The following is an 11,666-nucleotide window of genomic DNA, read 5'->3' as shown; positions in this document are numbered from 1 at the left end:
GCGGTCAGCGATCCATCCAGTAGCGGCGCCGCACGTCGCGATAACGTTCGAGCGTCAGCCTGACGCCTTGCGTGCCCGAGTGGGCAGGCGCGCCACGCGCCGGATCAGCCTCGACCTCGACACGCACCGCGCCATCCGTATCGCTGCGCCCGAGCTCGATCCGCCTTGCCCGATAGCGCTCGAATACGCCCGCGTCCGGATGATGAAAACGGTTGCGATAGCCTACCTGAAATAGCGCGACGAGCGGTTCGATAGAGTCGAGGAACGGTTCGGTCGATGAGGTCTTGCTGCCGTGATGCGGCACGACCAGCACCTGCGCGCGCAACGCGTCGGGGGCGCGCGCGAGCAGCACGCGTTCGACCGGCGCCTCGATGTCCGCCGTCAGCAAGGCCGCGACACGCGGGGGCGCCGTTTGAACGGGCGCGGTGGACGGCGCCGCCGAGGTGCCGTCCGAGGCCGCGAGCGGCGCAGCCCACCGCGGGCCAACGCCCGAAGCACCCAGCGAATCCGAGCCCGGCCCGTCCGACGCCTCCAACGTACTCACCCGCAGCACACAAGCATGCGCATTCGGCTTACCTTGCAGCGGCCCGGCATCCGGCCACAGCATCGCGAACTCGACGTCGTCCCACTGCCAGCGCTGCCCCGCGGCGCACGGCAGCGTGTCGGCGCCGTGCTGCTTCGCGTTCGACCACAACGCGTTCTCCGGCGCCAGCGCCGCCACCATCTGGCGAACCTCGATCGCCTCGAACACGGCGGGCGCGCCGCCCGAGTGATCGGAATCGGCGTGGCTGATGACGAGCGTATCGAGCGCGTTGACGCCACGCGCCTGCAAAAACGGCACGACCACGCGCTCGCCCGCGTGGGTCGATTCCGGTCCCGGCCCGGCGTCGAACAGCAGCGTGTGATGGGCGGTTTCGATCAGCACCGACGTGCCCTGACCGACGTCCAGCGCGGTCAGACGGAAAGTTCCGGGCGCAGGTCCGTTGGGCGGCGGCATCAGCAGCGGCAACCAGGTGAGCGGCGCGGCCCAGCGCAACGGCCAGCCGCGCGGCGCCAGACACCAGAGCACGCCGATCGCTGCTGCGGCCAGCGTCCAGGCGTCCGGTTGCGGCAACCGCCAGACCGCCCACGCGGGAGCGGACAGCATCCGCAAAGCCGACGCCAGCCCATCGAGCAGCGCGTGCGCGCCCTGGAACAGGTAGGCGTCGAACGGCGCGGGCAGCGCGACGCCGGCCAGCACCGCCGGCGTGACGAGCAGGCTCACCCACGGAATCGCGAACGCGTTCGCGAGCGGGCCGATCAGCGGGATCTGCGCGAACCAGTAGACGGTAAGCGGCGCAAGCGCGACGGTGACCGCGAACTGCACGTGCGCGGCGCTACGCAGCCGTTCGATGACAGCCCGGGCACGGCGCCGCAAACCGGCGCGCGCGCTCGACCACCGGTTCGCTGCGACGGCGTCGGCTTCATCGCCCTCTGCCACGCGATGTTGTTCATGATCCTGCACGCGCGGCCGCCCCGACACCGCGAACAGAATCGCCGCCACCGCGCAGAACGACAACCAGAATCCCGCCGACACCACCGCCCACGGATCGATCAGCAGCACTAGTCCCAGCGCCCACGCCAGCACCATCGAACGGGCGACATGGCGGCCGCTGACAAACGCCAACGCGAGGACACCGGCCATCCATAGTGCGCGCTGCGCCGGCACGTTGAAGCCGGCCAACGCGGCATGCAGGGCCGCGAACAGCGCGCCGGCCGCCGCCGCGACGATCTGAGCGGGCAAGCACAACGGCCAGTGATCGCCGATCCAGCCCGAGCGCCGCCACAACGAGCCCGCCAGCCATCCGGCAAGACCCGCGGCGAAGCCGATGTGCAAACCCGAGATCGCCACCAGATGACTCGTGCCGGTGCCGCGCATCAACAGCCAGTCCGCCGCGCTGACTTCGTCCTGCGCGCCGATCGCCAGCGCCACGACGATGCCGCGATGCGGCGCGTCGGCGAGCACGGCGTCGATCCGTGCGCGCAAGGCCGCGCGCCAGCGATCCACCGTGACGCCGACCCCGTGCGCTGCGCCCGGCAAGCGCGACGCCAAAGCCGGGGCGCTCACGTAGCCGGTCGCGCGCACGTTGCGGGCGAGCAGGTTGGCTTCGGCGTCGCGCACGCCGAAGTTCGCGTTGCCGTGCGGACGTTTGAGACGCACCGTCAGACGCCAGCGCTCACCCGGCTCGAGCGGAGGCGCAGGCGCCGCCGCTTGCTGGGCGATCCAAGCCAATTGAATCACGCGAGGAAAGGCGACGATCGGCGCGTCGGCCGACTCGACCTCGAATAGAAACCGGGCGCCCTTTTCGTCGCGCGACGGCAGGCCTTTGATGCTACCGGTCACGACGACGTCGCGGCCTTCCCAGTCGTTCGGCAAGCTCACCGCGAGCCGTACTTCGGCGCGCCACGCGGCGTAGCCGAAGCCGGCGCAGATTGCCGCGCACCAGATGCCGGTCCAGAGGGCAAACGTCCGCAGACGCGTGTTGCAGCCGATGGCGTGTACGCGGACGTTTCGTGCGCAGGCAGGCGTCGCGGCCCAAACCGCGACACCCACCCCCAAACCCCCAACCGCAAGCAGCCCAAACCACAGCCACCCGCCCGGCAACACGGCCTGCCGCTGCAACCCCACCACGCCCAACGCAAATCCGCACCACCACGCCCGCATACGCCCTCCGTCCAGCCATCGCCAGACGGCACAACGTCAACGACAGGCGTCGGCCAGCCCGCCGGACGTGGATATCGCCCGGCGCGAACCCTTCAGATCAACGTGTCGATTATGCAGAGGAAAGCGCCAGCCGCGGCAAGGCGGCGAGCGCGTTAGCCGTTGTGCCTAGGGCGGCTTCGTCGGCGCTCATGCCGCGCAGTTGCGCGAGGCCCGCGCCGATCGCCGGAATCTGGTCCGGCGCGTTGCGCTGTTTATAGATCCACGAAGGTGCAATGTCCGGTGCATCGGTTTCGACGACCAGCGCATCGAACGGCAATTGCTCGGCAAGCCGGCGAATTTGCCGCGCGCGCTCGAACGTCAGATTGCCGCCGAAGCCGAGATGCATGCCCTGATCGAGATAGGCTTGCGCCTGCTGAAAACTTCCGTTGAACGCGTGCGCGATGCCGCGATGAATCTGCTGCCGCCGCAGCCCCGCGATCACCTGGTCCTGCGATTTGCGCACATGGCAAATCACCGGCAAATCGAATTCGCGCGCGAGTTGCAGTTGTCCGTTGTAGAAAAACTGCTGGCGCGCATCGTCGAGACCGTCGACGAAATAGTCGAGCCCAATCTCGCCGATGCCGACGAACAACGGATCGTCCAGACTCGCCTCGATCTCCATGCGCAGCAAGTCGAGGTCGCTGTCCTGCGCGCCCGGCGTAAACAACGGATGAATGCCGAGCGCGTACGCGCCGCCTTCCACCCGATGCGCCAGCTCACGCACCGCCGCGAAGTTCTGGCGACCGATCGCGGGAATCACGATCCGTCCGACGCCTGCCGCGCGCGCCGACGCCGCGACGGCATCGCGGTCGGCGTCGAATTCGGAAGCATCGAGATGACAGTGGGTATCGATCCACATGGCGTGTCCGGCTATGCGCGCAGCGTTAGGCGATCAGAAAACAAGACGATGAAACGATCAGATCGCCAGCGTCACCGACCGCTCAAACCGGCACCGGCGGCTCTTCATGGAGCACGCCTTCGCGCAACCGCATGATGCGGTCGCAACGTCCAGCCAGTTCGGGATCGTGCGTGACGATCACGAAGCTGGTCTCCATGGTCTGCGACAGTTCGAGCATCAAATTGAACACGGTATCGGCGGTGCCGCCGTCGAGATTGCCGGTCGGTTCATCGGCGAGCACGCAGGCGGGTTTGGTCACCAGCGCCCGTGCAATCGCCACCCGCTGACGCTCGCCACCGGACAACTCGCCCGGCCGATGTTTCGCGCGATGCCCCATGCCGACCCGCTCCAGCACCGCGAGCGCTTCGCGGCGTGCGACTTCGGTCGGCAAGCGACGAATCCGCAGCGGCATGGCGACGTTGTCGAGCGCGGTGAATTCCGGTAGCAAATGGTGGAACTGATAGACGAAACCCAGCGCGCGATTGCGCAGGTCGTTGCGCTCGCGCTCGGAGAGTTTCGTGAACGGCTTGCCCATCACGGACACTTGGCCCGCGCTCGGATCGTCGAGCCCGCCGAGCACATGCAGCAACGTGCTCTTGCCGGAACCCGACGCGCCGACGATTGCCAGTTTCTCGCCGCGGCGCACGCTCAGTTGCGTATTGTTGAGCACCTGCACGTTCAAACCGCCCTGCACGAACGCCTTGGAAATGCCGGTTGCTTCGAGCACGTACGGATACGGCGCGTTGTCCTGAGAAGTCATGGGTAAAGTCGCGGTTCGGTCATTCATAGCGCAGCGCCTCCGCAGGACGGACTTTCGCACCGCGCCAGCTCGGGTAAAGCGTTGCCAGCGCCGACATCAGGAAGGCGATGATGCCGATCCGCGCGACGTCGGCCGGAATCAGTTCCGACGGCAGTTCGTTGATGAAGTACACCGACGGCGGCAGGAATTGCACGCCGAGCACGTGTTCGATCATCGGCACGAGCCATGGAATGCTCCACGCGATCAGGCAGCCGAGCGCCACGCCCGTCGCCGTGCCGATAAAGCCGATCGTCACGCCCTGCACCACGAAGATCTTCATGATCGAGCGAGGCTGCGCGCCGAGCGTACGCAGAATCGCGATATCGGCCTGCTTGTTGGTCACGGTCATGACCAGCGACGACACCAGATTGAACGCCGCCACCGCGATGATGAGCGTGAGGATGATGAACATCATGCGTTTTTCGATCTGCACCGCCGAGAACCAGGTCTTGTTCTGCTGCGTCCAGTCGCGAATATAGAGGTCGCCAGACAAGGTCCGGGCGAGCTGGTGCGCGACCTCCGGCGCGCGCTGCATGTCGGTCAGGCGCAAGCGCACACCGGTCGGCGCGGGCAGCCGGAACAGCGCCTGCGCGTCTTTGATATTGATTAGCGCAAGCGTGCTGTCGTACTCGTAATGCCCGGATTCGAAGATGCCCACCACGGTGAACTGCTTCAGCCGCGGCAGCATGCCGGCGGGCGTGATGGTGCCTTCGGGCGCGACCAGCGTGATCTTGTCGTTGACCTGCACGCCGAGATTGGTGGCGAGATCGGCCCCCAGCACGATGCCGAAGTCGCCCGGAACCAGCGCGTTCAGCGTGCCGCCTTTCATCTCCTTACCGATGTCGGACACTTCAGGCTCCAGCGACGGCTCGACGCCGCGCAGCGCCACCCCGCTCACGGCATCCTGACGCGTGAGCAGCGCCTGCGCCTCGACGTACGGCGCCGCGCCGATGACCTCCTTGTTTTGACGCGCTTCCTGCGCGGTCAGTTGCCAGTTGGGCATCGAGCCGGTCGGCGAAAAAATTTCGACGTGCGCGAGCACCGACAACATGCGGTCGCGCACCTCTTTCTGGAACCCGTTCATCACCGACAACACGACGATCAGCGCCGCGACGCCGAGCGCGATGCCGGACATCGACACCAGCGCGATGAAGGAGATGAAGCCGTTGCCGGTCGTGCGTTTGCCGGCGCGGGTGTAGCGCCAGCCAATCTGCCATTCGTAGGGAAATTTCAAGCGAATCCTTTTCTGCGTTCTTCGGCTTTGTGCCGCGCACGCGGGCGTGAAGCGCCTGTCGTGCGGCCCGAGCGTATTGATCATTGGTGTCGCGGCGACGCGGATGGTTCCGGCGCGGCGCGCCAGCGCGTAGCAAGGCGCGCGCCACCGTTCACCGCCGCCGCTCCGTGCCGCCTCTCATTGTTGTCTGAAAGCCGGCCATTGCGGTCGTCACCGCCGATCAAGCGCGAAGTTTGCCATACAATCCCGCGGACTCGCCGACTCCGGCCTCGCGGCCGCTGCTAAAGCAGGTTATAGCGCTCACGCAGCGTGTTGAATACTCGCACTCTTTACCTTTCAGCTCCGCTTTTTCCCGGCAAGGCTTGTTTGGCCATCCGGCGCTTCGGTCAAGCTCATACCCGGCAGATAGACGGACAGCGTATCTACCGTAAAATCGCGCGGCGTGCGGAATGCGCCGCGCGAGCTGACTCAGCGGCCACCAATGACAAATAGCCACCCCACCGGCACCTCGGAGCGTCCCGAAATTCTGCCCCTGACGAGCCTGCGAGGGTTGGCGGCCCTGTTGATCGTCGTCAATCACCTCGCGTTACTGTTGCCGCAGATCGGACATTCGTCGGCCCGGCCGGCGTTCGTAAAGACCGGGCTGCTCGGCATGACGGTATTCTTCGTGCTGAGCGGCTTTGTGATGTATTACAACTATGCTCACCGAATCGCGAGTTCGCCTTCGGCCGGCACGGTCCGCTTCATCTTCGCGCGGATAGCACGTCTCTACCCCCTGCTGATCGTGTATGTGCTGTTCAACTTCGGGCTCAACATCGCGAGGTCTATCGCGACGGGCGATGCCGCCTCCGCGTCGACCTTTATGACCACGTTGCCGCTCTACCTGATCGGTGTGCAGACCTGGTTCTACGCGGTCATCAATGGCATCAACGTCAGCGTATCGCAGTACTACGGCAACCCCGCGTGGTCGATAAGCGCCGAGCTTTTTTTCTATCTCGTCTTCGTGCCTGTCATCATCTTGCGTGGCAAGAGCGGGCCTTCCGTGGCACGCGGCGTGATGGTGGTGATCGCAAGCGTAGCCTGCCGCACGTTGTTTATCGCGATCGCTTCAATGCCGGCCGTGCAGAGTTGGATCGGCGGCAAATTCGGTGTGTCGCCGACGCTCAGCGTCGACTATTGGCTTATCTACTACTCGCCGTACGGCCGCTGTTTTGAATTCTTTGCCGGTCTGGGTCTCGCCGAAATCTGGCTGGCCAGAAACGCGCCCGTGCCGAGTCTCGTGCGGCGGCTTGGAATGCTCACCGGGCTCGCGGGTATCGCTTATATCGTCGTGTCGTTCGGCAGCGAGTCCGTGTTTCACGCGCCCCGTCTGTTCGAAGATAACGCGACGAATATCGGCTATGTCGCCGCCGTGCCCCCGGCCATCTTCTTTCTCAGCCGAAGCGAGGCGTTCGCTTCACGCGTGTTGACGTTTGCCCCGTTGCTGTTCATCGGCGAGATCAGCTATTCGCTTTACCTCGTTCACACCAACGTCGAACCGGTCTTTCACGTTTCACCAGAAACCGTCCTGTCGGATCACGTCGGCATGGCGATCGCGCGCTGCGTGCTGTTCATCGGCGTCTCGCTCCTGATCGCGACGGCTTCGTACCGATTCGTTGAAATGCCGGCGCGCCTGCAGGTGCTCCGTTTTCTGCGGAAGTTTCACCCGGACTGAGCGAATCAGCCGCCGCCGGACCCGGCACGGAAAAGCGGCCATTACCGGAAAGCCGGAATGGTTTGCCCTACAATGCGCAGCATCATGCACGCCAACCGTCTCCATCTTCTTCTCCCCTTCGCGCTGCCCGCCGCAGCGGACGCCTCCACCGCGCTACACGACATACAGAGTCCCGCTCTCGACCGGCTAATCGCTCGCGCGACGCTGGTGGAACGCGTGGTCGGCGAGGATTTTCAGCGCACGCTGCCGCACGAGCGCTGGGTGGCCCGGCAATTCGGCGCGCTGCCCAGCGGCGCTCCAGCGGCCGACGAAGCACCGCTCGCGCCATACATGCTGCGCGCCGACGGCGGCGACCCCGGTGCGGCGACATGGGCCTGCGTGCAGCCGGTGCATGTGCGTATCGCGCACGATCATCTGGTGCTGATCGATCCCGCCTCGCTCGATTTGTCCGACGACGAAGCCGGTGCGCTGCTCGCGGTCGCGCGGCCCTTGATCGAAGAACTCGGCGTGCGCATCGAAGCGCCGCGTCCCGCTCGCTGGTATCTGTCCGGCGACGGTTTCGGCACGTTGGCGGGCGCGTCGCCGCTACGCGCGAGCGGCCGCAACATCGAAATCTGGCTGCCGCACGAGGCGCATTCCGGCGAACGGTCGCGCGCGTGGATGAAGCTACAGAACGAAGTGCAAATGGCCTGGTTCGAGCATCCGGTCAACGAAGCCCGCGAGGCGCGAGGCCTGCCGGCGGTTAACTCGATCTGGTTTCACGCGCAAGGCGCGCTGCAGCCGGTGCGCAGTCCGTTCGCGCGGGTTCTTTCGGATGCGGCGGCCACGCGCGGTCTGGCGCTGACGGCGGGTGTCGAGGTGGGCGCGCCGCCGGCGTCGTTCAGCGCGCTGCAGAGCGCCGCTACCGGCACTACCCTCGTCGAACTCGATCCCTTCTCCGCGCCCTACATCGAGCAGGACTGGGCGCGCTGGAACGACGCCTTCGCCGCGCTGCAATCCGACTGGTTCGACCCCGCGCTCGCCGCACTGCAATCCGGCGAACTCGGCGAACTCGACCTGACCCTGTGCGGCGACACCGGCTCGGTGACGCTCACCGTCACGCGCGGCGACCTGCGTAAATTCTGGCGGCGGCGGGTGCTCGCGTCGCTCTTCATCGAATGATTGATTGCACGACATTGATCGCATGACCCACGGCCTTTCCGAATGACACGAATCGTTACGCGCGCCTGCTCCCCCGTCGATGCCGAAGTGCTCACCCGCCACGGCCTGCATCCGGTGCTCGCGCGCCTTTACGCGGCGCGCGGCGTGTGCATGCCCGATGAAATCGAAACCGGCCTCGCGCGGCTCGTGCCGCCCGCCGGCCTCAAAGGCTGCGAAGACGCCGCCGCGTTGCTCGCCGACGCGATCCAGCAGAAGCGCCGCATGCTGGTGGTCGCCGACTACGATTGCGACGGCGCCACCGCCTGCGCGGTCGCGGTGCGCGGGCTGCGCATGTTCGGCGCCCAGATCGACTATCTGGTGCCGAACCGCTTTGAATATGGCTACGGCCTGACGCCGGAGATCGTCGCGCTGGCTGCGCGCAACCCGTCGGGCAAACCGGAACTGCTGATTACCGTCGACAACGGCATCGCCAGCGTCGACGGCGTGGAAGCGGCCAACGCGCTCGGCATCGACGTGCTGGTCACCGACCACCATCTGCCCGGCGACGAACTGCCGGCCGCCCGCGCGATCGTCAATCCGAACCAGCCGGGCTGCACGTTCCCGAGCAAGTGCATTGCCGGCGTCGGCGTGATGTTTTACGTGCTGCTGGCGTTGCGCGCGGAATTGCGGCGTCGCGGCGCGTTCGGCGACGACTGTCCGGAGCCGCGTCTGGACGGCCTGCTCGATCTGGTCGCGCTCGGCACGGTCGCCGACGTCGTCAAGCTCGACGGCAATAACCGCGTGCTGGTCGCGCAAGGCTTGCAGCGCATCCGCAAAGGCAAGATGCAGCCGGGCATCGCCGCGCTGTTTCGCGCCGCCGCGCGCGAGGCGCGCAGCGCGTCGGGCTTCGACCTCGGCTTCGCGCTCGGACCGCGGCTGAATGCCGCGGGCCGTCTGTCGGACATGTCGCTCGGCATCGAATGTCTGACCACCGACGACATCGGCCGCGCATGGGAACTCGCGCAGCAGCTCGACACGATGAACCGCGAGCGCCGCGAAATCGAAGCCGGCATGCAGCAGCAGGCGCTGGAAGATCTGTCCGCGATCGAGCCGGACGGCGCCACCACCATCACGCTGTTTAATCCCAGTTGGCATCAGGGCGTCATCGGCATCGTCGCGGGCCGCCTGAAGGAGAAATTCCACCGGCCCTCGTTCACCTTCGCGCTCGCCGACGACAGCGGCCAGACCGTCAAGGGCTCGGGCCGCTCGATTTCGGGCTTCCATCTGCGCGACGCGCTCGATCTGATCTCAAAGCGCGAGCCCGGCCTGATCGCCAAGTTCGGCGGCCACGCAATGGCCGCGGGCCTGACGCTCGCCGCCGCCGACGTGCCGCGCTTCACCGCCGCGTTCGAGGCGGTCGGCCGCGAATGGTTGTCGGCCGAGGCGCTGTCGCGCACCGTGGAAACCGACGGCGAACTGGAAGACGCCTACTTCACGCCGCAATTCGTCGAAATGCTCGACGCCGCCGTGTGGGGCCAAGGCTTCCCCGCGCCGGTGTTTTCGGGCGAATTCGAGGTCGCGTCGCAGGCGCTGGTGAAGGACAAACATCTCAAGCTGCAACTCGTGCGCGGCCGCCAGCGCTTCAACGCGATCTGGTTCAACCATACCGATACGCTGCCCGCGCGCACGACCGTCGCCTACCGGCTCGCCAGCGATACGTGGAACGGCGTGTCGCGCGTGCAACTGATCGTCGAACACGCGGCGAGCTGAACGAGCTGAACGAGCCGAACGAATCGAACGAGCGGCGGGCACCCCGCTCGCGGTCCCGCCCGAAACCGCGAAAATCTCCGCAAAATCAACCCCAAACCCGCGCCGGATCGCTCAAGAGTGATCGGCGGGGGGCGCCGATCGGCTATAATTTCCCCTTTTTACGAAGCTATAAAAGATCGACATGGAAGCGGAACGTCTCAACGCGATCGAAGCCTCTCTGGTGGACCTGCGCGCGCGCGCGGCCGACCTACGGGGGTATCTTTGACTACGACGACAAAGCACTGCGTCTAATCGAAGTCAACCGGGAACTCGAAGACCCGACGGTCTGGAACGACTCGAAACACGCCCAGGCGCTCGGCCGGGAAAAGAAGCTGCTCGACGACACGGTCGGCAAACTCACGTCGCTGCACGACGACCTGCGCGACGCGCTCGACCTGTTCGAGATGGCCCGTGAAGAAGCCGACGACGAAACGCTGATCGCCTGCGAAACCGACGCGCAAGCGCTCGAAGCGCGCGTCGGCGACATGGAATTCCGTCGCATGTTCGCGAATCCGGCGGATCCGAACAACGCGTTCCTGGATATCCAGGCCGGCGCCGGCGGCACCGAGGCGTGCGACTGGGCATCCATGCTGCTACGCCAGTACCTGCGCTACTGCGAGCGCAAGGGCTTCAAGACCGAAGTGCTGGAACAGACCGACGGCGACGTCGCGGGTATCAAGAACGCCACGATCAAGATCGAGGGCGAATACGCGTACGGCTTCCTGCGCACCGAAACCGGCGTGCACCGCCTCGTGCGCAAGTCGCCGTTCGACTCGTCGGGCGGCCGTCATACGTCGTTCTCGTCGGTGTTCGTGTATCCGGAAATCGACGACTCGATTGAAGTCGACATCAACCCGGCCGATCTGCGTATCGACACGTACCGCGCGTCCGGCGCGGGCGGTCAGCACATCAACAAGACCGACTCCGCGGTGCGTATCACGCACATGCCGTCGGGCATCGTCGTGCAGTGCCAGAACGACCGTTCGCAGCACCGCAACCGCGCCGAAGCGATGGCCATGCTGAAATCGCGCCTGTACGAAGCGGAAATCCGCAAGCGTCAGGAAGAGCAGGACAAGCTCGAAGCCGGCAAGACCGACGTGGGCTGGGGTCATCAGATCCGTTCGTACGTGCTGGACAACAGCCGTATCAAGGATCTGCGCACCAACGTCGAAATCAGCAATACCAAGAGCGTGCTCGACGGCGACCTCGATCCGTTCATCAGCGCAAGCCTGAAACAGGGCGTTTAAGCGCACACGGCGCGGTCGTGTCCGGGGTCATGCCCTGCACTGCCGCGCCGCCTCTTTTTACCGCCTGAGGTTTTTACACTGA

General features: G+C 65.8%; 8 protein-coding genes. 4 read left to right on the top strand and 4 right to left on the bottom strand.

Annotation, left to right across the window (positions count from 1 at the left end; translation table 11 throughout):
• Positions 1-4: 4 nt before the first annotated feature.
• The 4 genes from B0G83_RS08050 to B0G83_RS08035 all read right to left on the bottom strand — a co-directional run bounded on the left by B0G83_RS08050 (position 5) and on the right by B0G83_RS08035 (position 5,674).
• Positions 5-2,704, bottom strand: a complete 2,700-nt coding sequence (locus B0G83_RS08050) for a DNA internalization-related competence protein ComEC/Rec2 (protein WP_105506908.1) — start codon at positions 2,702-2,704, stop codon at positions 5-7.
• A 109-nt stretch (positions 2,705-2,813) separates the two neighbouring features.
• Positions 2,814-3,602 carry a TatD family hydrolase gene (locus B0G83_RS08045; protein WP_105506907.1) on the bottom strand — a complete coding sequence of 263 codons (789 nt, stop codon included), beginning with the start codon at positions 3,600-3,602 and terminating at the stop codon, positions 2,814-2,816.
• 82 nt (positions 3,603-3,684) lie between these two features.
• Positions 3,685-4,428, bottom strand: coding sequence for a lipoprotein-releasing ABC transporter ATP-binding protein LolD (lolD, locus tag B0G83_RS08040; RefSeq protein WP_181156755.1), 744 nt, complete (start codon positions 4,426-4,428; stop codon positions 3,685-3,687).
• Positions 4,421-5,674: a lipoprotein-releasing ABC transporter permease subunit gene (locus B0G83_RS08035; RefSeq protein WP_105507204.1), complete on the bottom strand. Its 1,254-nt coding sequence runs from the start codon at positions 5,672-5,674 to the stop codon at positions 4,421-4,423. Before B0G83_RS08035 ends, lolD begins: the two co-directional genes overlap by 8 nt.
• A 481-nt stretch (positions 5,675-6,155) precedes the next feature.
• On the opposite strand from B0G83_RS08035, the gene B0G83_RS08030 reads away from it, so the two are divergent.
• The 4 genes from B0G83_RS08030 (at position 6,156) to prfB (ending at position 11,584) form a co-directional block, all read left to right on the top strand.
• Positions 6,156-7,388, top strand: a complete 1,233-nt coding sequence (locus B0G83_RS08030; RefSeq protein WP_105506905.1) for an acyltransferase — start codon at positions 6,156-6,158, stop codon at positions 7,386-7,388.
• Positions 7,389-7,460: 72 nt separating this feature from the next.
• The gene (locus B0G83_RS08025; RefSeq protein WP_105506904.1) at positions 7,461-8,549 is read left to right on the top strand and encodes a regulator; all 1,089 of its coding nucleotides are present in this window, start codon (positions 7,461-7,463) and stop codon (positions 8,547-8,549) included.
• A gap of 42 nt (positions 8,550-8,591) precedes the next feature.
• Complete coding sequence (recJ, locus tag B0G83_RS08020) at positions 8,592-10,298, top strand: single-stranded-DNA-specific exonuclease RecJ (protein ID WP_105506903.1); 1,707 nt, start codon at positions 8,592-8,594, stop codon at positions 10,296-10,298.
• Between the two features lie 181 nt (positions 10,299-10,479).
• Positions 10,480-11,584, top strand: a protein-coding gene (prfB, locus tag B0G83_RS08015; protein WP_105506902.1) for a peptide chain release factor 2 whose coding sequence is annotated in 2 segments (ribosomal slippage) — positions 10,480-10,560 and positions 10,562-11,584 — 1,104 coding nt in all. Because the reading frame shifts where the segments join, the coding sequence is not laid out codon by codon here.
• Positions 11,585-11,666: the final 82 nt, after the last annotated feature.

The sequence above is a fragment of the Paraburkholderia sp. BL21I4N1 genome (assembly GCF_002973525.1).
Taxonomy (GTDB): Bacteria; Pseudomonadota; Gammaproteobacteria; order Burkholderiales; family Burkholderiaceae; genus Paraburkholderia.
The sequence above is the reverse complement of the archived record's forward strand: the minus strand, read 5'-3'. Positions and strand labels throughout refer to the sequence as shown.